Origin of the sequence: Photobacterium leiognathi (assembly GCF_030685535.1) — a bacterium.
GTDB classification, from domain to species: Bacteria; Pseudomonadota; Gammaproteobacteria; order Enterobacterales; family Vibrionaceae; genus Photobacterium; species Photobacterium leiognathi.
Genome location: NZ_CP131599.1, coordinates 22539 through 45776, shown reverse-complemented (window position 1 = coordinate 45776; position 23238 = coordinate 22539). Strand labels below are relative to the sequence as shown.

Genomic DNA, 23238 nt, shown 5'->3' with positions numbered 1-23238 from the left:
TAGCCATGCACAACTTTTTTGAATTTATGCTGGGCTTATTAAAAGAGCCCGCCATTATGGTTGGACTAATTGCTTTTATTGGTTTAATTGCACAGAAATCAGATATATCAACAATATTAAAAGGCACCATCAAAACGGTAATGGGATTTTTAATTCTTGGTTTTGGTGCAAATGCTTTGATTGGCGCTTTAAATAACTTTTCAACAGTATTTACAGAAGCGTTTGGCGTAAGTGGTGTTATTCCCAATAACGAAGCGATAGTAGCTGTTGCTCAAGAAACGTTTGGTTATGAAATGGCACTAATCATGTTTTTTGCTTTTATTGTTAATATTATTTTGGCTCGTATTACACCGTTAAAATATATCTTTTTAACGGGACATCACACGATGTTCATGTCGATGTTAGTTGCAGTTATTTTATCTACGGGGGGAATTAAAGGTACAGCATTAGTTGCTATTGGTTCACTAATCGTTGGTGCACTCATGGTTATAATGCCAGCTATCGCCCAAAAATATACTGAAAAAGTCATGGGCACAGATCAATTAGCAATGGGACACTTTTCTACACTGTCATACGTGATCTCTGGTTATATTGGCAGCAAGTTTGGTGATACTTCTAAAACAACAGAAGATATTAATGTACCCAAAAGCTTAATGTTTCTAAGAGATACTCCAGTCGCAGTTGCAGCAACAATGGCAGTATTTTTCATGATTGCATCTGTCATTGCTGGTGGACAGTTTGTTAATACGATTTCCAATGGTCAAAACTGGGTTGTATTTACTTTTATGCAGTCTTTAACATTTGCTGGTGGCGTATACATCGTTCTGCAAGGCGTGAAGATGTTAATCGCTGAAATCGTTCCTGCATTTAAAGGTATTTCAGATAAATTAGTACCTGGAGCAAAACCTGCTCTGGACTGTCCAATGGTCTTTCCTGTAGCACCAAACGCAGTGTTAATTGGTTTCTTGTCTTCTTTTTCTGCTGGTCTTCTTATGATGGCTATTCAAGGAATGATGGGGTGGACAATTATTGTTGCTGGAGTCGTTCCTCATTTCTTTGTCGGAGGTGCCTCGGGTGTATATGGTAATGCGACAGGTGGTTTACGAGGTGCAATCTTAGGTGCGTTCACGCAGGGGATCTGTATTTCAATATTACCTATGCTGTTACTGCCAGTGCTTGGTGGTCTAGGGCTTGAAGCAACAACATTCTCTGATTTTGACTTTGGTGTAGTTGGACTAGTATTAGGGTGGGTTGTATCATGAGTTTATATGATTTAATTGGTCCTGAAGGTATTGTTATTACCTCTGAATCAAATCTTTCAGTTGATTCTGCCATTGATTTAGCATGTTCAACATTGATAAGTAACGATAAAGTTGAACCTCGCTATGTAGAAGCGATAAAACAACAACATAAAGCAATCGGTCCATATTACGTATTAGCTCCTAAAATCGCGATGCCTCATGCCAGACCTGAAGATGGAGTTAATGAGTCTGCTCTTCAGCTAACTGTATTCCAGAGTGGTGTTAACTTTGAATCAGAGGATAATGGCGATGTGTACCTTTCAATTACCTTAGCGGCAAAAGATTCTAATAGCCACATTAATACAATTATGGCCTTGTCTGAATTATTCCAGAATGATGGTGACATCAATGCTCTTATTAATGCCCATGAGAAAGCTAATATTATTGACGTTTTGAAACGTTATTAATGATTTTTATAGAAAATTAATCGAATAGATGCCACCTAAATCTTAGGTGGCACTTTAAAAAAGTTATAAATCAAAGCGTCAAAGTTAACTATTAACGCCGAAGTCTATTGATATATAAACTTAACTTTTGGGCTTAACCTCAACACTGTACTTCCACATATTTGCACCTTCATCCCCAATTTCGATACTCGCTTCTTGACCAGAACTATTGAGAGAGAATCCTGGCATGTCCATAAAAGAGTCACCGTCTTTATAATGACAAGACATTTTCGCCTCTAATCGAATAGAAGTTTTACTTTCTTGGGTGATTTCTCCAGAGTATATACAATCCCCTGCTTGAGAAATTACTTTTTTACCGAATGAAGGCATTTCCATTGGCGGGAAAATTAACTCTTTTTCTGAATCTTTAACCATCACAGAGACTTCATAACCAGCTGACGAAAGAGCAAAGCAGGGAAAGCTAAATATCAATAAACCTAGTAATTTTATTTTCATATCTCTTAATTTTATATTACGACATTTTCTAGAAAGCAGTCAGTGTAAACTTAAGTGTTAAATCATACAGTCTGTATTCTGATGTAACTAAAGTTTAAATTCTATAAGAGAGTTATATTGTTTGAATGACTGTTTTTAGGTATACCCGAACAAAACCACTCCCTACCGCCTCTCAACCCTTACCGCTTCATTTGTAAAACCATCTATACTGAACTGAATTTAGAAACCAACTTAAATTGAACCAATTGAGGGGAAACCATGCAGATCCGTGCTTACCTTCGTACCTCAACTACCGACTAATATAATGATTATTATTGGTGCCCAAATGGACTTTTTCATGTGTGCTTCGAACTAAGCATGTTTTTGTCCGCTATCCGTCAGGATCAAACTACCTTAAACCCAGTAGAATCAATTGCGAAAGCTGCAATATCACAGGATGGCTTTCACCTTTATTGAAATGAGGTGTTGTTAATACGACTGTGCCACTTCTAGTTGATAGCGTTGAGTAATCGGGAGAGTTTAGGTCCGACCGTTTTATTAGTTCCAATCGGTAATCAATAAACCCCTGTGTTTGACGAAAGCGATGGTTACCTAAGGTTGTTTAGATCATAAAGCCCCCACATTGAGTTTATAGCCTTGGAATCGGTTCATCGTTATTCATAGACAATTTTCACTAGGTCGATGGTTCATGTGACTAATTCAAAGGATGACTCTACCGTCTTAGCTACATTTCTCCCCATTAATGTTGAGGGTGTGTGTTATATCTTATGGGTTAAATATATGCTGCTGTTGCATATTAATGTGCGTAATGTAAAAGATGTACTTGATTCAGAAATGCTCATTTAACATCATGTTTTTAAATATTATTTCTTTGTGTGTTGTCACACTATAGTTAATAAAAAAGGTATATAACAAAGCACTTCTTTACTGTGTAGGTGTTGTATGTTTTTAAATCGATTAAATTTAGGTGAAAAAGAAGCTTTCTTACACCTAGCTCATCATATAGCTCACTCTGATAAGAACTTTTCATCTGAAGAGCAGGTCGTCATTGCAAAATATTGTATGGAAATGCAAATGGATGATATTTCTTATAATCATCACAATTTCGACTTATCAGTGATTCTTGATACCTTTGAATTAGAAAGCCATAAGAAAATTGCTTTACTGGAACTGATGGCATTAATTTATGCCGATGGTGTTGTGTCTGAAGAAGAACAAAGTTTGATTGATATGATTGTTGAGCATTTTGAGTTAAATCCTAATTTAGCTATTACATATCGCGAATGGGCTAAAGGGATCTCTGCATTGTTGCTTCAAGGTGAGGCATTGATTCATTTATGAGTTTTCCTTGCTCAAGATGCGGTTTGTGTTGTCAAAACATTAGCCAAGTAAGAGCGTTAGACAATTATCATAATGGTAATGGGATCTGTAAACATTACTCATTCGAGAAAGGCTGCAAGATATACGCTCAGCGGCCTTTAGTTTGTCGAATTGATGAAGGCTATCAGGCATTTTTTCTCTCTGTGATCTCATTAGATGAGTATTATCAAAAAAATGCCGAAGTATGCAATCAACTTCAAGAACAATGTCATTATGATGAAATATATAGAGTAGTTATAAAATGAATATAGAACAATTTACTCGCATTATTCCAAGTTCTGAACGAAATTTAAAACGCTTAATGTATTTATTAAGTGATAAAAAGAGCTTACCAAGAATTGCGGTGTTTGGTAAATACAATCACGGTAAAAGCACATTATTAAATGCCATTGTCGGTCATAATAAATTTAAAACAGCTGATAAGCGAGAAACGATCTGTAATGAAGATTATGAACATAATCATGTTATTTGGGTAGATACACCAGGACTTGATGCTGATGTTCACGGTGAAGATGATGCTGCTGCAATGAAAGGTGCATTTGAAGTTGCTGATTTTATTTTTCTTGTTCATCAAGTCACAGCAGGTGAATTAGATAAATATGAAATGAATGTGTTTCAGCAATTAGCCAAACAAGATAAAAATTATCGTAAAAAGATGTTTTTGATTTTGACTCAAATCGATCAAAAAACACCAGAAGATTTATCTCTTGTTCAACAAACGATTGCTCAGCAGTTAAAAAATTCAATGGATTTACAGGATCTGAATGTGATTTCTGTATCAGCGACCCGTTATTTAAAAGGGATACAAGAATCGAAGCCTATTTTTTGCGAAAAAAGTGGGATGAACTCCATATTTACATTGACAGAAACGTTGAAAAAAGAAATTACGACTTTTAGAGCTAATGAGATCCATCGTTTAAAAAGTAAATTACTTGTTGAGCTAGACCAAGCTAAAAAACAAGTTATTGAGGATTTATCGGAGTATCAATATCGTTTGAGTTCTCAATATAAACATTATCAACAAGAAATTGCACAATTGGTTAGTGCTGTATCGGCGAGAAGGTAAAAGATTATGGCTATTCCATGGTTAATTGGTGCAGCAGTGGCTGCTGGCGTTACGGCATTTGCAAAAAATGCTTACGATGAAGAGCAAAGAGAAGAAGCAGAACGTCGTGCTCGACGTGAAGCAAGAGAAGAGCGAGAGCGTTTACAAGCGGAAGCGGAAAAAAAACGTCAAGAAGCCCAACGCCAAGAGCAAGCCCGTATCAAAGCGCAAAAAGTCAGAGCGTTGCAGTCATTTGCTCAGCAAAAATCAAAAGTGATTATTGAGAAATATGGCATTACGGAAATGTCATATAAAGATTTAGCAGCTTTAGCTATTTCAGACTCCTCATTGATGGAAAAGAAAACCAAAACTGCTTTTTACAGTTCGAGTAAAGCAACTCAGATACAGAATGAAGTGATGAGCTTAGATGCTCAATTAGCCGATATTGAAAAACTATATAATCAGTTAAATGAGATGAAGTAAAATTATGCATCAAAATCCATTTATAACGGCTTTAGAGACTTTTGATGCCGATTTTCGTGCTGTATCAGGTAAGGAAGAGGCGTTAAAGCATAAGAAAGATGTATTGCAAGAAACATTGCGTCAGGCATTGAATGTAAAATTTTCAAAGATTAATCACGATAATAAGCTGTATCAGCTGTCAGAGCAGTTAAAAAAATCGGTGTTATTGAGCATTGATGAATGGGAGCAAAAGCTAGAAGCCGCGTCACCTATGAAAGCACTCTCTGAGCAATACCAAGATCGGGTGATTTTTTTGGTGTTTGGCAAGGTGAATGCTGGTAAGAGCTCTTTTTGTAACTTTTTAACATCTCAATTTGATGCATCACAAATCAAGCGATTTCGATTTGAAAATGGTCAGGTTCAGTATTTTGATGAGGTATTTGCTGAAGGTGTTGTTGAAACAACCGTCACGATTCAAGGGGTTGAGTTAGGTAATAATTTAGTTTTACTGGACTCTCCAGGTTTACATTCAGTTAATGATGAAAACGGAGATTTAACTCGACGATTTACTGATAGCGCCGATGCTGTACTTTGGCTAACTCCATCAAGCTCTCCAGGTCAAGTTCAAGAGCTGAACGATCTCAAACTGGAGCTAGAAAAGAAAAAGCCGCTTCAATCGGTTATTACTCGTAGTGATGTAATGGATGAAGAATACGATGAAGAAAACGACGATATTATCCAAATACTGAAAAACAAATCACAGGATGTAAGACTCCTTCAGGAAGATGATGTAATTCAACGTGTTCGTGGCTTGGATTTGGCAGTACCTGTTAAGCTTGCGGTTTCTATTTCTGTATTTGCCTATAAAAAATATTGTGATTCTGACAATGCCTTTGCTGAGGCTGGATTAGATCGATTGTTTGGGTGTTTAGAGAGCATTATAAACGAAGCCAAAGCCTATAAAGTCAAAAAAGCTGAGCAGCAAATCATCAACTTTCTTGACACTGATGTACTTGGCTCTTTGAATCAACATGTAAAACCACAAGTTAATGCATTGATCAAAGACTCTCAAGAGGTCATCAATGATCTTCGCCATAGCAAAAGATCCTTATCTCTTGAAATTACTAATGAGGTTGTAGTTAATATCCCCGATATTGTTGAACGACATGCGAAAAGCCGAAATAAAGAGGCTATGAGTCAAGAGATCAATCAGCTATTAGAGCACACTATTAATGACTCTTTGCAAAAGGTTCTTTCTGAGTACGTTTCACAAATGCAGGCAGTCTCTTGTGCGTTATCGAGTGATTCTTTAGGTGAATTTGAAGACATTACGGTTGATATTGAGCAAGTGAAAGGGGGAGTTGCAAAAAGTGTGAGCTCAAGTGTTGGTGCCGCGGGCGGTGCTGCAACAGGAGCTTATGTTGGCAGTCTTATTTTTCCTGGTGTGGGAACTGTTATTGGCGGCGCCCTTGGTGGTTTGCTTGGCGGTACGGCGGCTAGTTATGCTGGAGAATATTTTGTTGAAACTGAAACCGTAAAAGAAACGGTGGGGGTTTCCAGTGAACGTGTGATTACTAAAACGGTTTCACGAATTAATGAAGTCTTGCCAAAGTTGGTTGAAAACGTGTTTGAAGATGTGATTACCTCTATCCTACCGACCCAACGTTTTGCTGAGCGTATAGCGCTTGAAATTGAATTGTTTGAAACACAAGTTGTGGAGTTAAAGCGATGAATCATGCTTTTTGTGATGTATTGTCAAACCTTGAGCAATCGAAATCGATTGTCAGTCAACATATGGATGCTGCCGCATTAACTCGTGTTCAATCTGAGATCCAGCAGCGTATTGCTGATAAGACACTGCAAGTGATGCTTTATGGCTCTTATAATGCAGGTAAGAGTACGTTGGTAAATGCTCTTTTAGGGACTGAGTCGGCTGTGGTGAACGATATTCCAACAACAGATAGCATTGATTGCTATGAGTGGAATGGTTATCACTTATTAGATACGCCAGGGGTTAACGCACCAATAGAGCATGAAAATACAACGAATGAACAAATTAAACGTACCAGTGCGATGTTGTTTGTGATCCGAGAAGGTGATCAAGATGCAAAAGATGTTTATGAACGTTTATTTGATATGGTAAAGCAAGGTAAACATGTTTTTATTGTTTTGAATCATCAGCTTACTAACATTGAAGATAAAATAGCCTCTCATCGTCAAATTATGACGATCTTATGCCAATTGGCTTCGCAATATGGCATATCAGAAGAGCAGGTTCGAGATATTCAAATTTATCCAATGAACGTAAAAACGGCGTTGACAGGTCGCTTAAAACACAGTGATAAATTACTTGAACATTCTGGGTACCTTGATTTTATCGCTGCTTTTTCTGATTGGGTACAAGAGCAGGAAACCCAAGTTCGGTTGTTAGAAGAAGTGAAAGGATTGATCCACAATTTGTGGTATACGCCCGCATTGGAGTCCTTGTCTTATTTTGAAAGTGACTCCGGTAAGCTTCGTACTCTTAATGATGAATGTCGCCAGCAAACAGCACAGCAAAATGCCTTAAAAATAGAAGCTCGCAGTTATATTTCTCATGAAGTTACGCTATCGAAATCAGAAGTTAGTCAAATATTACGGAGCTCTACTGACCAAGCTCAGTTTGACAGTCGTCTGCAAAGTCTATTTTCACCGCTTTATAGTGAAATGGAAACGTGGGTGCAAAATCAATTAGGTCAATCTTCCAGCCGTTTATTGGTTGATCTGTCTTCTGAATCGACGATGACACATCATGATCTAGAGTCTGTTTCCAATCCTATTGTTGATAACGCCTTATCTCAGATGAGACAGTTTGTTTCAAATGAAGGCAATTTAAAAGAAGCCTTGTTAATGGGGCGTAAGCTAAAAATACCAGGCTTAAAAGGACGTTGGGAAAAAACACTAGGTCAATGGGCTGGTAGAGCTGCAATTGCGATCCAAGTTGTGACATTCTTTTGGGATACATATTCAGCGCATTCTGAGCAGGAAAAACAAAATCAAGCTCAGCGTCAACAAGCTATTGAGGTTCATCAAGCGGTTGAACAAATTTGTAATATCGTGATCCGTGAATTAACGAAATCTGTTAGTGACATGATCGATGCTTTCTTTAATGCTCAAAAAGGTCTGTTGGAAAATCAAATTCTGGCTATTAACGATAGTGATGAGCAACAAAAACAAGAGCATCACTTGTTGCAAAAATATGCCAACGATCTTGATGCGATAACATTGTAATCATTCATATAATGCCCTTCGCATTCATTTCATAGAAGGGCATTGTTGTCTGTGACCGTATATTAACTGCTGTTAGCTTATTTGTATCTTTAATAAAAGGAGGGAGTGACGGAAGTTAACTGTCTAAGCCCTCGATATACATTTTAACCAATTATTAATAGCTAAGTGTGAATACAAAAAACGTAGGTTAGCTTCTATCTACACTTTTAATTTTTTTAATAAAAAGAAATACATGCGTTTGCTATGAATATAAGAGAGTTTTAAAATGATGATGGATATAGCGCTTATTATATTTTAATAATTGATTAAAAACATATTTGATAGTAAAGGGAGAAAAACTACCATTTCAGGGGTAAAAATAACCTTTTGACCATTAATAAAATACTCAATATTAGTGCTGAAATTTAAGTCGGACGTTATGTATGATCAGCACTAAATGGTTAGAACTCTATCAATATCTACAAAACCAACTTCTTTCACTACCATCACAACAAGACGTTGAGTCAAAGTTTAACGATCGTTTGATGTTTTTAAGTGCCCAATTTGCCCAAGCAGATCGTGAACAAGATAAAATCAACTCGACTGGTTAGAGCATGAAAGTTTTACGTATGCGCCCCATGAACCCACGGGGCGATGTTGTTAATGTTTGAAGTTCCAAGGTAGGAGCGCATCGATATCAGGCTCAGCTTTCGCGAGCTCTTTCATGCACTTGACCATGTAGTCATAGAGGATAAGCCCGTTGGCTTTGGCTGTTTCCACGATGCTGTAAAGCATCGCGCTCGCCGCAGCACCATTTGGTGTGTTCGAGAACAACCAGTTCTTCCTGCCAATGACCAGCGGCTTTATTGCGCGTTCAGCGCGATTATTGTCGATTAATAAATGACCGTCATCGATATAGCGGATGAGCTTGGGCCATTGGCCGAGCGTATATTTTATCGCTTTGCCGAGCGGACTAGATGCTATCACTCGTTGAGTCGTCATCCACTCGTACAGCTCATCCAGTATCGGCTTAGCATACTGTTGACGTTCTGCTTTTCGTGTTTCGACACTCGCACCTTTTAAGCGCGATTCTATCCCATAGAGCTTCTGGATTTTGCTAAGCGCTTTATCTGCTTTACCTGACTTACCTTTGCCTTGCAGCTTCTTAGCATCCATGAACTTGCGACGTGCATGCGCCAAGCAGCCAACATTGGTCACTTGGTGAAGCCCATCATAGGCCCCATAGCCATCGGTTTGCAGATAACCACTGTAATCCCCTAAGAAGGCAACAGGGCATGCTCTCGCTCGACTGTTTTGATAATCGTACAAGGCGATATTTTTCACGTTAGGAAGTGCGGCATCGGGCGAGTCTGCGCCCGAGCAGTAGAGCCACATGTAGCATTGCTTATCTTCCTTGAGAACATTGAGTGGTGTTTCATCCGCCTGAATCACAACTTGTTGAAGTAAGTGCTCTTTTAGGGCGGCATAGAGTGGTTTGAACTTTTCACTGACTTGGATAACCCACCTTGCCATGGTGGTTCGCGATAGCTCGATTCCCGACTGAGTAAACAACGACTCTTGGCGGTAAAGTGGCATTGCGTATTGGTATTTGCCAGCAAGCTTTCTGTCGCGAAGCTTTTAGGGATAATACTTTGCGGCGCTGGCTTTTGAACGATACGGCTGTTGTCTTCAGTTTGCTCGCACTGACGACAAGCATACTTAGGACGAACATCTTCCAGCACTTTGAGCACGGCTGGTGAAAACTCCAGCTTTTCACTGCGGTCTTCACCGATTTTATGAAGTTCATGATTACAGCATGAACACTGCTTTTCATGGTCGTCTAAATCGAGTTCGATAACCTCACGAGGCAAGGTCTTTGGAAGTGGCTTGCGTTTACCGCGTTTCTTCCTTTTAGTGGCTGTCGTGACCACTTCAACCTCTTCTTCCTTAGCGGCTTCACATTCCACTTCGTTGAAGAGATCACCTTGCGATTCATTGCAAGGCTTTAATGCCTCCGAGCGTCTAGCGAACTGACGGTCGAAGGCAAGCTTGAGCTGTTCAAGTAGAGATTGGCGCTCTTGTTTCAATTGGATTTCTGACGCCATCAATGCTTTCACCATCGCTTGTAGCTCGGCAACATCTTGGCTTTCAGGGTTAATATTTGGCGTCTTTTTCATGGCATTTATTATACTAAAATCGTGCCGTTAACGCTTGGTGGATAAGGCTAAATTATCGATTAAGTCATTGTAAAATCGTTTATTCGAGCGGGTTTGTGGCCGATAATCGTGAAGCCAGCAAGCAGTCTATCAAGCTCGAATTGAGTTAAGCTAAACACCTCATTTTTCTCTTTTGATGGTCATTTATACTTGGCTTTTTCAAGGCGCTTATACCAAAGCGCAAAGCCTGTTTTATCCCAGTACAGCACTTTGATTTTGTCACGCTGTTTGTTGGTGAACAGGAACAGCGCACCACTTCCTAAAGGTAAGTTGGTGTCACTTTCGATAATCGCAGCAAGGTCGTTGATGGACTTTCTAAAATCGACGCTTTCACGATATAAGTAAATCTCTGGGGCGCTGAGCATGCGTTTCATGACAACGCACCGATAAGCTCTGCCAGGTAGGCCGCTGGCGTGCCTGGCGGAATGCTCAGTTCAACATCATTGATAAGAAGAGTCATGTTAGCGGTTGCTATTTGAGCTTGATACTTCGTCGTCTTTTCGACGACCTCAGCTCGCACAAAGCTTTGAGAGAAAGATGCTTTTTTGAGTTGCAGGCGCTTAGCATAAAACGTTGAGGGATTGAGTTCATTGAGCTTACAAAATGCATGCGTTGACAATGAACTCGATTCAGATTGCTCGATGAGCGTTTGCCATTCTTGATTGGTGCGTCGTTTTCCCATTTCAAATCTCCTTATGGTTGGAGACTTGATCTTATTATTCGTGTTAGGTGATTAGAATGCGGGGTTTATGAGGCGCTTACAGTTTTACTCTAGTAATGAGTGAGTTATTTGAGTCACTTTCAATTACAGAGTCCCAACTGAAATTTTTGTTTGAAACCTTAATGGCTGCGCAGATGTGTCAGTTGGCCATGATTGTTACCAACCTATATAAATCGCTGCTTTCTGAGCATGAATTTAAAAGTAAATGTGGTTTTGTTTATCAGCAATTGGGCGATTACGAGATGACTAAAACAATGTTGCAGGAGTCTATTTCTCTCAATGAAAACAGCCCAATGGTGTATTGCCACCTTGGATTTAACTACTTTTATCAAGGTGACAGCGATTTAGCCGCCGAGCAGTTTCAACGCAGTATTTAAATTGATGGAAACTTCGTCGGTGGGTATCAAAATTTGGCGGGTCTACATTATCAAGACAGCAAATTTGAGTTAGCGGCTGAGTATGAAGAGAAAGCGTTTATCTGTGATCAGTCGTTAGTCTCTACTTTGCATCTACAATATCACCGATGATATCGACGCTCTGTTTCGAGTTATGGTGCAAGAGTTCTATTCTGAATTTGAATTTCGCACAGAAATCATTCGCAGTTTACTCCGTAGCGTATTGCTAAAAACCATCGTACCTATCTATAAGGCTAATGCCAAACAAGTGCAGTTAGGTGTTAGTGATTTCTACCGTTTAAAAAGTTACACCGATGAACACTTTCGTCAACGCCTTTCAGTCGCAGAGATTGCCTTGTCTATTGGGAAAAGTGTTAAACAGGTAGATAAGTTAGCGAAAGATAACGCAGGGATAAGTGTTAAAGAATTGCTGGATGAACGAGCTTTGATTGAAGCAAAACTTCAGTTAGCTTTTAGCCAATATTCAATCACAGATATAACTGAACAACTTGGCTTTAATGAAGCAACGAATATGACTAAATTTTTCAAGCGTCATACTGATGTGAGCCCGAAAGACTTTCGTCAGTTGTGCCGTATGGGATTGAGGAAAAGCTAGATTTATCCAAATCGAGATGTGAAAAATTAACTTACTTTCTTAAGTGTTTTAAGTTAGTCAGACTGTTTTATTAATTAGCTTTTATAATGATTTTTCTATCAAAAGAAACAATAGAAGTGAAATTTATGTGTAAAAGATACACATAAATTGGTGACCAAAATGCGATCGTAAGTGGTCTAATTGCTTAAAAAACGGCTAAAGGTTATACAAATGTGGTGTTTGTAATATACTGAAATTAAAAAACTTAACTTTTCACTTTCTCTTTTTTCTAATTAAATTACGGGTGGGTTTAAGTCTTCCAAGCTGATGATGCGGGTTCGATTCCCGCTGCCTGCTCCAAACAATTCCTCCTTAGTTCAGTCGGTAGAACGGCGGACTGTTAATCCGTATGTCGCTGGTTCAAGTCCAGCAGGAGGAGCCAAATAGAAAAGCCCGCAAGCAATTGCGGGTTTTTTTACGTCTGTAAAAAATCACTAAAAAAATCCTCGGTGACCAAACGGTGACCACCATTTTTCGTAGGCTTTAATCATTATCTCATCGGTTAGCACTGTCGTTATTAGATAATCTAATCAGTTTTGCTGTCTTTCTGGATTTCAAACAACTCACCTACCGTAATATCTAAGTAATCGCAAAGCTGTTCAATCACATCAAGATCAACTCGTGTTGTTGTTTCGTTTTTCTGGACTCAGAATTACTATTTTCGACATTTTTTTCACCTACTTCCTGATAAAAGAAAGTCATAAAGTTTTATTGTGGTTTAAAAAATACAGTACTAGGTTTTACTGTTGTGCTGAATGTCAATTATAGGAGTTCTTTATGTTTGGCCGTTAGTTATGAATGTGATTTTGGTGGTGTACTGTAATTATATTTATTTGAAAAACATCACGTTATATCGCATTAGCTTCAGTAGTACCGAGACTTTTCCATCATTACCGTTTTAAGGAATTCGAGAATGCAAAAATGGATCCTGAGTGGTGTTTTGCTGTCACTAGCGAGCTATAGTCAATTTGTAGAGTCGTCATCAACGCAAGCGTTACCGAAAGGAGTGACGTTTGTCGAGCAAGTCAAAGCGGTGAAGGGTGAAGTTATGATCCCTTATAGCAAATACCGTTTAGCTAATGGTTTGACTGTTATTTTATCGCCGGATCATTCTGATCCGTTAGTGAGTGTGGATGTGACTTACCATGTGGGCTCAGCACACGAGCAACAAGGCAAGTCAGGTTTTGCTCACTTTTTTGAGCATATGATGTTCCAAGGATCTAAGCACGTTGGTGATCAACAGCATTTTAAATTGATCACTGAAGCGGGTGGTGATCTAAATGGTAGTACAGGCCGTGATTTTACAAATTACTATGAAACGATACCTGCGAATCAGCTAGAAAAAGTCTTGTGGTTAGAGTCCGATCGTATGGGGTTCTTACTGGATGCAGTATCACAGCGTAAGTTCGAAATTCAGCGTGATACGGTGAAAAACGAGCGTGCACAAAGTGTTGAAAACCGTCCGTATGGTTTGGTTGATGAAAGAATGGATGAAGCCCTATATCCACGTAGCCATCCATATTCATGGCAACCCATCGGTTATGTGGAAGATTTAGATCGTGTTGATGTGGACGATCTAAAAGCCTTTTTCCTTCGTTGGTATGGACCTAATAATGCTACGTTGACCATTGGTGGTGATATTAATAAAGCGCAGACATTAGAGTGGGTAAATAAATACTTTGGCTCTATTCCGCGTGGTCCTGAAGTGAAGAATGCACCGAAGCAGCCTGTGACATTGCCGTCTGATCGTTACATTACATTGCAAGATGATATTGAGCAACCTATGTTAGTTATGGGATGGCCGACAGCGTATTTAGGTGCAACGGTACAACCATCACTAGATATTTTAGGCCAAGTGATTGGTAACGGTACTAATAGCTTGCTCTATCAAAAACTGGTGAAGACAGGTAAAGCTGTTGATGCAGAGGCCTTTCAAGATTGTGCAGAGCTTGCTTGTACCATGTATGTGTATGCGAGGGCACCAAGTGGTGGCAAAGGTCACCTAGATACATTACGTAAAGAAGTAATGTCAGTAATTAATGGTATTGAACAACAAGGGATCAAAAAAGCACAACTGGATCAAATTAAAGGTTCGGTTGAAGCGAGTATGATTTATGGCTTACAAAGTGTCGACAGTAAAGTCTCACAACTAGCGGCTTATCAGACATTATTTGGTAACCCGAACTATATTTCAACGGATCTAGCGAACATTGATAAAGTGAACACGCAAAGCGTTATGCAGGCTTATAATCAGTATATTTATCAGCATCCTAGTGTTACGGTAAGTGTTGTTCCACATGGTGAATTACAGCTGCAGGCGGCAAAACCTAACTATACGCCAGCCCCTCGTGTGTTACCGAAAAATCCCAAGATTGAAGATAAAGATCTGGCGTATCGCACCGTCAAAGACAACTTTGATCGTTCAGTAATGCCGAAGGCTTCAAAACCTGTTAAAGCGGTAATGCCAACACTATATGAGTTTAGCTTGGCGAACGGGATCAAAGTGATTGGTACTCAGTATCAAGAAACCCCAACCATTAGCTTGCAGTTAACAGTACCAGCTGGACATCGTTTAGATCCTGCGAGTAAAGAAGGCTTAGCTGAGCTAACCGCAGCCATGATGAATGAAGGTTCAGAGAAGTTTACTGCTGAAGAAATAGCTTCTAAGTTAGAGACGCTAGGTAGCAGTATTTCTGTTCATGCAGGGCTTTATGGCACAACAATATCACTAAGCACATTAACCAAAAACTTACCTGAAACTATGGCGTTATTAGAGCAGCGTTTATTCCATCCAGCGTTTAAAGAAAGTGATTTTAACCGCCTTAAAAAGCAGATGATTGAAGGTATTGTTTATGCGCACCAAAATGTTGATTGGTTAGCAAGCCAAGCAACCCGAGAAGTATTATTTAAAGGGACGGTATTTAGTCGTCCAGAAGGTGGTACCAAGAAAACATTGAGTAATATTACGCTGCAAGATGTGAAAGATTTCTACCAGCGTTATTACACGCCAAACGGTGCTGATGCGGTTGTTGTAGGAGATATTACCCAGTCTCAATTAACGAAAGCATTAGCGCCTATTGGTCAATGGCAAGGGGCACCAGCACCAAGTATTACGCCACAAGTTCTACCTGTATTAAAGCAGCAAGCAATTTGGTTAGTGAATAAGACTGATGCTCCACAAACGGAGATCCGTTTAGCGCGTCAAGGGATGCCATTTGATGCAACGGGTGAGCTATTTAAAACTCAGTTAGCGAACTTTAATTTAGCGGGTAACTTTAATAGTCGAATTAACATGAATTTACGTGAAGATAAAGGCTATACCTATGGGGCTGGCGGTTACTTCAGTGGTGGTAAAGAGGTAGGGCTCGGCGTGTATTACGCTCAAGTTCGCGCAAATGCTACTGTTGCTTCGATTAAAGAATTCTTAGCTGAACTTAAGAAAATGAGTACATCAGGGGTAACCGATAAAGAGGTTAACTTTATGCGCTTAGCGGTTGGTCAGCAAGATGCCCTTAGTTATGAGACTCCGAGTCAGAAAGCAGCCTTACTAGGTGATATTCTAACTTATAATCTACCTAAAGATTTTGTCGCTCAGCGCAATCATATTGTTGATAGTATCAGTAAAAGCACGATGAATGAGTTAGCACATAAATGGTTTAATCCTAAAGACTATCAGATTATTGTTGTCGGTGATGCTAAGAGTTTAGAACCGCAATTGAAGACCTTAGGGTTACCTGTTCACTCTCTTACTTTAACCAAGTAATTGTCACTCAATAACAACTAGCACTTTGTGCTAGTTGTTATCACTACAATAGAGACTATGGAAACCTCGACGGTTAATCTTTATACGAAGAGAACCGCTTCTCTGGGACATTGATTACATCTATACCCAAGCGACTTCAATATGTCTGATTCAGAGCGAGGTCACTGAGTTGAATTCAAGGAAGACATCGAAGCGGAATAGCGAGCTCTTTCCAAGTTGTCTGACGCAAGAAGTCAGCTCAGTGACACGCTCCCAAAGGGCGAGCGTCCTTAGCTCTCAGACTTTGTTAACGATTCTCAATGTAGAACCACTATATCTACAAATCGTTGCCGCGCCTAAGAACTAAGGTCGTCTCGCTGAACACTGCATCTTGAAGTTACTTGGGTATAGAGATTCTCAGGATCCGAATACATTTAAAGGGAAAAGAGAGTTTCTGGTTGGTCAGAATGAGATGTTGCATTCATTTCGAATTACATTTTCATACAAGTATCACATTCATATCTTTAGATTATCGCTCACACATTATTTAAACCTTCGTAAACTTAATAACTTACTGATTTTCATATCGTGAATATCAATGACTTACAGTATGATGAAAACATGTTATTTTCTGAACTATCATCATGTCTAAAACCATTGATTTTTATGACCAAAATGCGCTTATCCTGAGTGAGCAATACCAGTCGTTGAGCTTTGAGAAAGTGCATCAAAATTGGCAAGCACATTGGCCTGCTAGTTCATCAAAAAATGTTTTGAAAGTGCTTGATGTTGGTGCAGGAGCAGGACGTGATGCACTATGGTTTGCGAAGCATCATTGTGATGTTTATTCGATAGAGCCCGCGCAAGCATTACGTGAACAAGGTGAAAAATATACGCAAGAGTATGCGGATAAAATCACTTGGCTTGATGATCAATTACCAGAGCTAAACAGCATTGTTGAGCTTGGTATTCGTTTTGATTGTATTTTGTTATCTGCAGTCTGGATGCACCTTTCATCTTCTGTGCGTGAACGTGCTTTTCGTAAATTATCCAACCTTCTCGCACCGAGTGGAAAGTTAGTGATCTCGCTGCGCTATGGCGACTTTTCTGATGTTCGAAAAGCTTATGATGTCAGTGTTGAAGAGCTAGAACAGTTGGCACAGAAACATGCGCTTCAAGTTAACTTGATTTCTGACTTAGACGCTGATGAATTAGGCCGCAATTGCGTGCAATGGCAAACAGTAGTGATGCAGTTGCCTGATGATGGTACAGGCGATCTGCTCAAGGTTAGGCAAATCATTGTGAATGATGCCAAATCTGCTACTTATAAATTGGCGTTACTACGTACACTTTTACATATCGCAGATGCACATCCCGGTGCGGTACTTAGCCGTGAAGATAACAAGGTACGTTTACCACTAGGCTTAGTGGCGCTGTACTGGATACGACAGTTTAAGCGCTTGATAGACATTGATATTGACGGTTGTGGTATTCAGCAAAGTAGTGATTGTAAAAAAGGTCTTGGTTTTGTAAAAGAACAAGGCTGGAAAAAGCTGACGCATCTTAGTGCAGATGATTTATCAATAGGAGCTATGTTTGTTGGTGATGAAGCAAAAGCGCTCCAAACTGCAATTCGAGATAGTTTAAAAACGATTCAAGATGGTCCTGTTACCTTTATTTATCAAGGTGATAAAAAGAATACCTTATTTCAAATGGAACGAGAGAAAGCACGTACAACGGATGCTTTTGTGCTGGAACTTGAAGCGTTAGCTGAGTTTGGTAATTTCGTGTTAGACGAAAGTTTATGGGAATGTTTGCGTTTATATAGTAGTTGGATTGAGCCATTAGTCGTTAATCAATGGATAGCGGAAATGCGTCGCTATAAATTAAATGAAGAGCGAGGTATTCCTTTACAAACCTATTTCGATTGCTTGAAATGGATTGATGAAAGCCATGATACCAGTGGTGTGCGCCAAAAGATCAAGGCTTTACAGCAAAATGGTGTTGAGCTGGAAAGTGTTTGGAGTGGTAGACGCTTACAACCTGATTATCAAGTAGATCACTGTCTACCATTTGCTTACTGGCCGAATAATGATAAATGGAATTTATTGCCAGCAAGTAAAACCGAAAATAACCAAAAACGAGCACGTGTGCCGACTCGACGTCGTTTAATTGATTCGAGAGAGCGTATCGTCAATTGGTGGCAAATCGCGTGGCAAACCGAGCAAGAGCAGAAACGTTTTTTTGATGAAGCCGTATTATCTTTGCCTCATTTACCGTTAGCTTGTCGCAATTTTGATGATGTATTTGAAGTGATGGGCTTGCAAGTTAATGGTGTGAAAAGTCGTTTGCTTGTTGGTGAGTGGTAAATCTGTAGATTGAGGCAGTAACCTACATTATTAATCATCACTATCTTTAATATGACAAGGGGGCAATCGTCATATTGGCTCCTAATTCTTGTTAAACCAGCGGTAGATATCAAAGACCACTGAATAACTTATGATAGAGCAACTTTACTCTATATGTTCTTTATCCCAAAGTGCCTGAAAAGTGGTGTCATCAATATTGCCACCAGAAAGAATGACAAGTACAGATTTACGCTTTTTTTGATCCTGACGCGTTAACCACTTTTGACAAGCGACCATTGCCACAGCACTGGTAGGTTCAACCGTAACTTTTAAATGAGAAAAAAGAAGTCTGGTCCAATCTTTTATCTCTTTTTCAGAAGCTAACAAAATATCATCCAGTTGCTTTATTTGGTGGAAAGTACGTTCAGAGATCTGCAAGGTTCTTGCGCCATCTGCAATTGTGTTTGGTGAGTTGTTAAAACCAACAATGTTACCTTTTATATAGCTTTGATAAGCGTCATTAGCTTGCTGTGGCTCACCACCGATAATAAGTGAAGAGGGGGATAATCGTTGCGCCACGAGCAATGTCCCACTAATTAAGCCGCCGCCACCGATTGGTGCAAAAATCGTATCAGGCTGTAATCCATTGGATAATGCCTCATAGCAACTTGTACCTTGTCCTAAGATAACGTCGTCATTATCGTAGGGATGGATGAATGTTGCCCCTTGCTCTGCAAGCTGTTGCGAAAAGCACTCTGCTTCTTTTCTATCATCAGTCACAACAACCTTTGCACCTAAAAAGCGTGTCATTTTTATTTTAAATTCAGCGGCTGTTTTGGGGATGTAAACTGTCGCAGGTATCGCTAATTTTTTATATGCATACGCGACGGCTTGAGCATGATTACCGGAACTAAATGTCACAACATGCTTAGGGATCTTGCCTTGCTCTTTTAACGTTAGCAGCGTATTCAATGCACCTCTAACCTTGAACGAGCCTGTGATTTGAGCACCTTCAAATTGAAAGAAAACATCAGCATTAAGCTGTGTATTAATATAATCACTTGTCATTAAAGGCAGGGACTTTAGATGTGGTTGTACGCGCTTATAAGCGGTTTCTATTTCTTTTTTATTTAACATAATCAGTCGCTTACTAATTCAAAAATGGCATCAATTTCAACAGCAGCACCACGAGGAAGGCTTGCTACCCCAACAGCGGTTCGACAATGTCGACCTTGCTCTCCAAGCTTTTCTTGTAAATATTCTGAGGCACCATCAGCGACTTTGGCATGATCATTAAAATTCTCAGTAGCTTGCATAAAAACTTGTAATTTAATCGTTGCTTTTATTTCAGCTGCATTGTCGTGGCAGAATTGATCAACTTGATCTAGTACGTTACGTGCGCATAGTTGAGCGGCTTTTTTTCCATCATCAATGGTGAGGGTATCCCCTAATCGCCCTTGCATAACACAATCATCAACTCTTGATGTTTGTCCTGATATATATAACTGATCACCCATTTTTACATAGCTAGAATATAATCCTCCCGGACGGTTAGGTTTGCTTTTGGTATCGTCTTGTTGGGAGCATTGTGTTGTTAACATTAGGATTTCTCTTATTATTCAGCACTTGAGTTGGACTTCACTAAAAAGTAACGATACTTTAGTGGGAAAAAGTCATTAGAAAAACTAAGTTATTGTTTCTTCATTCGTAAGGAAAACTATGGATACTCGCTTTCTTGAAACGCTTATTACCGTTGTTGAGCAAGGTTCTATTGCAGCTGCTGCAAGAGAGCAACTTCTCACACCTGCGGCTGTAAGTCAGAGAATTCAATCACTTGAAAGAGAGTTTAAGTGTAAGCTTTTTAGTCGAGCGGGGAATACTGTACAACCTACGAATAGTTGTTTAATGCTATTGCCGAAAGCAAAAGCGTTGGTGTAAATTCAACATCGTTAACGGCTTATATACCTTCTATATTACAGTATCTTCGTACGGCAGCACCTGACGCTAAATTTAGTATTACCCCCGGGAACTCTATTGATTTATATCAACAAGTGATTGATGGCGATATTGACGCTGCAATTATGATGATGCCATTCGGAGACATTCCCAAAAGCTTACAGTATTGGATATTAAGAGAAGAGCCGTTAGCTGTGATCTGTCATAAGAGTGTGCACAGTACGGCAAAAAAAATATTGAGTCAGAATCCATATATTCGTTATGACCCAAGGTGTTGGGGAGGCAAAATCGCTGAATCTTATGTTCAAGCTGAAGCAATAACATTAGAGCCTATTTTTGATCTCGATTCTTTGGAAATTATCACTCAACTTGTTGCGGATAACGTCGGTGTTTCTGTTATTCCTTACTGGTTTGCATTAGATAAATTCAAAAATGACATTAATATCATAACGATACCTCATAAAAAGTACCAAAGAAGAATTGTTGCGATTAGTGCTTACCATCCTCAACAACCTCATCTGCTAAACCTGTTTATAGATTCTTTACGTACGTAGCTATCGCTAAAAACCAATGACTACTTCTCTTATCGAGGTAGTTTTTGACGAAGTTGTGTTGTGGAATATTTTGTTATGTTAACGGAAAGGAAAGAGCCACACAGTTATATTTACTGACTAAGAGGTAGTTTGGGTTTTGTCTAACGTTTAGATATGTGCCGACTATTTGACACATACCCTGATTTGCAGTTATGCGGCAGATACCTGCATAATCCCTTTAATGACGGTTACTGCAGCACCTATCAATTTAGTGCGTCCATTAGATAAAAGTTCAGTCGCAACATGCCCACCGCGTTCAGATGCTTGATAACCTTTAAAATCTAACTTACCCAGTTTTTCTGACCAATATACGGTTAAAGCGCAGTGTGCTGAACCTGTAACAGGATCTTCATTTACTCCAACCCAAGGTGCAAAGTATCTCGAAATAAAGTCGAATTCGTTACTTTCCGATTGGGTAGTTACTAGAACACCACGACCATTTCTTTGTTTCATGGCTTCAAAATTGGGCTGAATATTTAGTAGTGTTTCTTCACTGTCAACTTCTATAAAGACCTTCGTCTCAAAGCCTCCAAAGAAGCGAACATGACTTTCTTCTAAACCTAAATTGTCGAGTAGTTCTTGGGATTGAGGAATATCACATTCAATGACTGGTGATGGGAAATCCAATTCGATTGTAGATTCATTGATGAGTGCAGTTAAAGTGCCTGATAGTGTTTTAAAATTAACGCTATCACCTGACTTTACTTGTCCACGCTCTTTAAGCACATGAGCAACAGCGAGTGTTCCATGACCACATAGTTTCACCTCTGCTTTAGGTGTAAACCACCTTAACGTCATATCAGAAAGCGATAAAAATGCCGTTTCAGATACAGCCATTTCTTCAGCAATTGAAAGCATCAAACTTTCACTTAAGCCATTGGCCGTTATACAGACTCCCGCAGGATTTCCCTTGAACGCTTTTGTCGTAAACGAATCAACTTGATAAATTTCTAAATCCATTAGGTCTCCATATTTAGTATAACGTTGCTGTTACTAGCCAGTTTTTGTCTGTATTTATGACCTTGTTATGTGTTGAGATGATATTTTAAAACGCTTGAATCTGAGCTGTGCCAATAAGCCAAACTTAAAATAACTAAATTCAAAGTAGCAAAAAAAAGAGTTATTGGTAAATGGCTTTTTTAGTTAAAAATTAAATTAAAAAGATCAGTTAAACTTAGACAGTGACGGCGGCACTGTACCTAAAATAAATTTTTAATGAAAGGGTTAATGTTAGAAATAAATTTAAATTAGCATTTAATTTGTTTTGTAAGGTCTTGTTTTTATAAGAATAATACATCTCAAACAATGTCAAAGGCATTCTGTTAAAGTTATAATTATCATGAGGTTAATCTTAAATTTATTTCGGTTTAGAAAGTAAAAAAATGTATTTAAAAATCTTTCTTACTAGAATTAAAATCATAATATTTTAATTATCTTTGGTTTTTAGGTAAGACTAAATCTTTTATTTTATATGAAATAAAATAGATATCATGCTTGATTATAGTTGTTCAGATAAACAGTCAGCTAATCAAAAATTACATTACTATTATTCGCATAAGTAAAAGCACTCAAGAGGAAAGGAGCAGAAATGAGTTTAGCTTTATGATCTGTTCTTATAGATGTCACTTTAGGCTGTATCTTAATAACACTACGTCACACTGATTCGTCAATCTATGCCAAACGTAGTAGTGATTACTAGATGGCTTCGCTTTCTACTGCTCCCTTCCTTTCTCTACATACCTTACCTTGGTACTTATTATTACATTTTGGTAATAATCTTTTGTGTTTTGGGTGTGTTGTTGTTTTTTAGGTAATTATTAATAATACACCCATCGAAACGCACAAGGCGTTCACAAACATAAATACACAAGGTTTTATTACTCATGAAAACAGTTATTAAAGCAACCATCGCAGCCGCTATTATCGCTATGTCTTACAACGTTTCAGCTAAAGATGGCGACTTCACAGGTAACGTACAATTTGAAAAAGCTGTTGCTAACAGCATGAATGTAGAGCACTACCAAAAACAAGGCACTGCAGAGCGTTCACACTCTGGTGTGGTGTTCACTCAACCTAAAGCGCACCTAAGCTTTGCTGAAAAACTACTATCAGCAGCAGATAAATAAGCCGCTGAGCGCTGCAAACAATACGCTCACTTTTATTATTACCTGTACGTAATAGTTATTTACTTTTAACTCTATTGTTTATATTTCAGTAAATGAGAAGATGTCGGCATCGACACCAACAACAACCATAACGATTCGGTGCTGGTA

At 38.9% G+C, this 23238-nt stretch carries 21 protein-coding genes, 1 tRNA gene and 2 pseudogenes; 16 read left to right on the top strand and 8 right to left on the bottom strand.

Translation table 11 applies throughout. From position 1 onward, the window contains the following. The first annotated feature begins 5 nt into the window (after nucleotides 1-5). Complete coding sequence (ulaA, locus tag Q7674_RS00205) at nucleotides 6-1262, top strand: PTS ascorbate transporter subunit IIC (protein WP_045065533.1); 1257 nt, start codon at nucleotides 6-8, stop codon at nucleotides 1260-1262. Further along, complete coding sequence (locus tag Q7674_RS00200; RefSeq protein ID WP_045065531.1) at nucleotides 1259-1708, top strand: PTS sugar transporter subunit IIA; 450 nt, start codon at nucleotides 1259-1261, stop codon at nucleotides 1706-1708. The genes ulaA and Q7674_RS00200 overlap by 4 nt, the downstream gene beginning before the upstream one ends. Before the next feature lie 120 nt (nucleotides 1709-1828). Here Q7674_RS00200 and Q7674_RS00195 read toward each other — a convergent pair whose 3' ends face one another. After that, on the bottom strand, nucleotides 1829-2203 hold the full coding sequence (locus Q7674_RS00195; RefSeq protein WP_045065530.1) for a hypothetical protein: 375 nt from the start codon (nucleotides 2201-2203) through the stop codon (nucleotides 1829-1831). Nucleotides 2204-3145: 942 nt separating this feature from the next. Here Q7674_RS00195 and Q7674_RS00190 point away from each other — a divergent pair. The 6 genes from Q7674_RS00190 (at nucleotide 3146) to Q7674_RS00165 (ending at nucleotide 8950) form a co-directional block, all read left to right on the top strand. Then, nucleotides 3146-3544 carry a TerB family tellurite resistance protein gene (locus Q7674_RS00190; protein ID WP_045065528.1) on the top strand — a complete coding sequence of 133 codons (399 nt, stop codon included), beginning with the start codon at nucleotides 3146-3148 and terminating at the stop codon, nucleotides 3542-3544. Nucleotides 3545-3824: 280 nt separating this feature from the next. After that, nucleotides 3825-4649: a GTPase gene (locus Q7674_RS00185; RefSeq protein WP_052679905.1), complete on the top strand. Its 825-nt coding sequence runs from the start codon at nucleotides 3825-3827 to the stop codon at nucleotides 4647-4649. A 6-nt stretch (nucleotides 4650-4655) separates the two neighbouring features. After that, nucleotides 4656-5111 (top strand): hypothetical protein, encoded by a 456-nt coding sequence (locus Q7674_RS00180; protein ID WP_052679904.1) that lies wholly within the window; start codon nucleotides 4656-4658, stop codon nucleotides 5109-5111. A gap of 4 nt (nucleotides 5112-5115) precedes the next feature. Beyond that, entirely contained in the window at nucleotides 5116-6822 is a 1707-nt protein-coding gene (locus Q7674_RS00175) for a dynamin family protein (RefSeq protein ID WP_305422173.1), read from the top strand. Beyond that, nucleotides 6819-8360 carry a GTPase gene (locus tag Q7674_RS00170; protein WP_052679903.1) on the top strand — a complete coding sequence of 514 codons (1542 nt, stop codon included), beginning with the start codon at nucleotides 6819-6821 and terminating at the stop codon, nucleotides 8358-8360. The genes Q7674_RS00175 and Q7674_RS00170 overlap by 4 nt, the downstream gene beginning before the upstream one ends. Before the next feature lie 422 nt (nucleotides 8361-8782). After that, complete coding sequence (locus tag Q7674_RS00165) at nucleotides 8783-8950, top strand: hypothetical protein (protein ID WP_237156758.1); 168 nt, start codon at nucleotides 8783-8785, stop codon at nucleotides 8948-8950. Nucleotides 8951-8999: 49 nt separating this feature from the next. On the opposite strand, the pseudogene tnpC reads toward Q7674_RS00165, so the two are convergent. From tnpC to tnpA, 3 genes and pseudogenes are all read right to left on the bottom strand, one after another. Then, a pseudogene (tnpC, locus tag Q7674_RS00160) lies at nucleotides 9000-10516 on the bottom strand (IS66 family transposase). Between the two features lie 179 nt (nucleotides 10517-10695). After that, nucleotides 10696-10929, bottom strand: coding sequence for an IS66 family insertion sequence element accessory protein TnpB (tnpB, locus tag Q7674_RS00155; protein ID WP_305422169.1), 234 nt, complete (start codon nucleotides 10927-10929; stop codon nucleotides 10696-10698). Next, on the bottom strand, nucleotides 10926-11237 hold the full coding sequence (gene tnpA, locus Q7674_RS00150) for an IS66 family insertion sequence element accessory protein TnpA (protein WP_045065525.1): 312 nt from the start codon (nucleotides 11235-11237) through the stop codon (nucleotides 10926-10928). The genes tnpB and tnpA overlap by 4 nt, the downstream gene beginning before the upstream one ends. A 95-nt stretch (nucleotides 11238-11332) precedes the next feature. On the opposite strand from tnpA, the gene Q7674_RS00145 reads away from it, so the two are divergent. From Q7674_RS00145 to Q7674_RS00135, 3 genes are all read left to right on the top strand, one after another. Then, nucleotides 11333-11653, top strand: coding sequence for a tetratricopeptide repeat protein (locus Q7674_RS00145; RefSeq protein WP_237156757.1), 321 nt, complete (start codon nucleotides 11333-11335; stop codon nucleotides 11651-11653). Nucleotides 11654-11825: 172 nt separating this feature from the next. Further along, the gene (locus Q7674_RS00140) at nucleotides 11826-12287 is read left to right on the top strand and encodes a helix-turn-helix transcriptional regulator (protein ID WP_080892253.1); all 462 of its coding nucleotides are present in this window, start codon (nucleotides 11826-11828) and stop codon (nucleotides 12285-12287) included. 345 nt (nucleotides 12288-12632) lie between these two features. Next, nucleotides 12633-12708, top strand: a tRNA-Asn gene (locus tag Q7674_RS00135). Nucleotides 12709-12852: 144 nt separating this feature from the next. Here Q7674_RS00135 and Q7674_RS00130 read toward each other — a convergent pair. Beyond that, nucleotides 12853-12954, bottom strand: a pseudogene (locus Q7674_RS00130) (helix-turn-helix domain-containing protein); the annotation flags it as partial. Nucleotides 12955-13239: 285 nt separating this feature from the next. On the opposite strand from Q7674_RS00130, the gene Q7674_RS00125 reads away from it, so the two are divergent. Together Q7674_RS00125 and Q7674_RS00120 are read left to right on the top strand one after the other, a co-directional pair. Next, nucleotides 13240-16089, top strand: coding sequence for a M16 family metallopeptidase (locus Q7674_RS00125; protein WP_107229628.1), 2850 nt, complete (start codon nucleotides 13240-13242; stop codon nucleotides 16087-16089). Nucleotides 16090-16712: 623 nt separating this feature from the next. Then, nucleotides 16713-18437, top strand: coding sequence for a class I SAM-dependent methyltransferase (locus tag Q7674_RS00120; protein ID WP_045066411.1), 1725 nt, complete (start codon nucleotides 16713-16715; stop codon nucleotides 18435-18437). Nucleotides 18438-18581: 144 nt separating this feature from the next. Here the strand turns inward: Q7674_RS00120 and Q7674_RS00115 are convergent, their stop codons facing one another. Next, a complete protein-coding gene (locus Q7674_RS00115; protein WP_045066413.1) occupies nucleotides 18582-19553 on the bottom strand; it encodes a serine/threonine dehydratase in 972 nt (323 codons plus the stop codon). Nucleotides 19554-19555: 2 nt separating this feature from the next. Continuing rightward, on the bottom strand, nucleotides 19556-20017 hold the full coding sequence (locus Q7674_RS00110; RefSeq protein WP_045066415.1) for a RidA family protein: 462 nt from the start codon (nucleotides 20015-20017) through the stop codon (nucleotides 19556-19558). Between the two features lie 118 nt (nucleotides 20018-20135). Between Q7674_RS00110 and Q7674_RS00105 the strand changes: the two genes are divergently transcribed. After that, nucleotides 20136-20354, top strand: coding sequence for a LysR family transcriptional regulator (locus Q7674_RS00105; RefSeq protein ID WP_237156755.1), 219 nt, complete (start codon nucleotides 20136-20138; stop codon nucleotides 20352-20354). After that, entirely contained in the window at nucleotides 20315-20926 is a 612-nt protein-coding gene (locus Q7674_RS00100; protein WP_237156754.1) for a LysR substrate-binding domain-containing protein, read from the top strand. The genes Q7674_RS00105 and Q7674_RS00100 overlap by 40 nt, the downstream gene beginning before the upstream one ends. Before the next feature lie 189 nt (nucleotides 20927-21115). On the opposite strand, the gene Q7674_RS00095 is transcribed toward Q7674_RS00100, so the two are convergent. After that, nucleotides 21116-21925 (bottom strand): PhzF family phenazine biosynthesis protein, encoded by an 810-nt coding sequence (locus tag Q7674_RS00095; RefSeq protein WP_045066416.1) that lies wholly within the window; start codon nucleotides 21923-21925, stop codon nucleotides 21116-21118. A gap of 923 nt (nucleotides 21926-22848) precedes the next feature. Between Q7674_RS00095 and Q7674_RS00090 the strand changes: the two genes are divergently transcribed. Further along, nucleotides 22849-23091, top strand: coding sequence for a hypothetical protein (locus Q7674_RS00090; protein WP_045066417.1), 243 nt, complete (start codon nucleotides 22849-22851; stop codon nucleotides 23089-23091). Nucleotides 23092-23238: the final 147 nt, after the last annotated feature.

Coding starts and splice junctions, on each gene's coding strand:
- ulaA (WP_045065533.1), top strand. CDS start 6: ATGCACAACTTTTTTGAATTTATGCTGGGCTTATTAAAAGAGCCCGCC.
- Q7674_RS00200 (WP_045065531.1), top strand. CDS start 1,259: ATGAGTTTATATGATTTAATTGGTCCTGAAGGTATTGTTATTACCTCT.
- Q7674_RS00195 (WP_045065530.1), bottom strand. CDS start 2,203: ATGAAAATAAAATTACTAGGTTTATTGATATTTAGCTTTCCCTGCTTT.
- Q7674_RS00190 (WP_045065528.1), top strand. CDS start 3,146: ATGTTTTTAAATCGATTAAATTTAGGTGAAAAAGAAGCTTTCTTACAC.
- Q7674_RS00185 (WP_052679905.1), top strand. CDS start 3,825: ATGAATATAGAACAATTTACTCGCATTATTCCAAGTTCTGAACGAAAT.
- Q7674_RS00180 (WP_052679904.1), top strand. CDS start 4,656: ATGGCTATTCCATGGTTAATTGGTGCAGCAGTGGCTGCTGGCGTTACG.
- Q7674_RS00175 (WP_305422173.1), top strand. CDS start 5,116: ATGCATCAAAATCCATTTATAACGGCTTTAGAGACTTTTGATGCCGAT.
- Q7674_RS00170 (WP_052679903.1), top strand. CDS start 6,819: ATGAATCATGCTTTTTGTGATGTATTGTCAAACCTTGAGCAATCGAAA.
- Q7674_RS00165 (WP_237156758.1), top strand. CDS start 8,783: ATGATCAGCACTAAATGGTTAGAACTCTATCAATATCTACAAAACCAA.
- tnpB (WP_305422169.1), bottom strand. CDS start 10,929: ATGAAACGCATGCTCAGCGCCCCAGAGATTTACTTATATCGTGAAAGC.
- tnpA (WP_045065525.1), bottom strand. CDS start 11,237: ATGGGAAAACGACGCACCAATCAAGAATGGCAAACGCTCATCGAGCAA.
- Q7674_RS00145 (WP_237156757.1), top strand. CDS start 11,333: ATGAGTGAGTTATTTGAGTCACTTTCAATTACAGAGTCCCAACTGAAA.
- Q7674_RS00140 (WP_080892253.1), top strand. CDS start 11,826: ATGGTGCAAGAGTTCTATTCTGAATTTGAATTTCGCACAGAAATCATT.
- Q7674_RS00125 (WP_107229628.1), top strand. CDS start 13,240: ATGCAAAAATGGATCCTGAGTGGTGTTTTGCTGTCACTAGCGAGCTAT.
- Q7674_RS00120 (WP_045066411.1), top strand. CDS start 16,713: ATGTCTAAAACCATTGATTTTTATGACCAAAATGCGCTTATCCTGAGT.
- Q7674_RS00115 (WP_045066413.1), bottom strand. CDS start 19,553: ATGTTAAATAAAAAAGAAATAGAAACCGCTTATAAGCGCGTACAACCA.
- Q7674_RS00110 (WP_045066415.1), bottom strand. CDS start 20,017: ATGTTAACAACACAATGCTCCCAACAAGACGATACCAAAAGCAAACCT.
- Q7674_RS00105 (WP_237156755.1), top strand. CDS start 20,136: ATGGATACTCGCTTTCTTGAAACGCTTATTACCGTTGTTGAGCAAGGT.
- Q7674_RS00095 (WP_045066416.1), bottom strand. CDS start 21,925: ATGGATTTAGAAATTTATCAAGTTGATTCGTTTACGACAAAAGCGTTC.
- Q7674_RS00090 (WP_045066417.1), top strand. CDS start 22,849: ATGAAAACAGTTATTAAAGCAACCATCGCAGCCGCTATTATCGCTATG.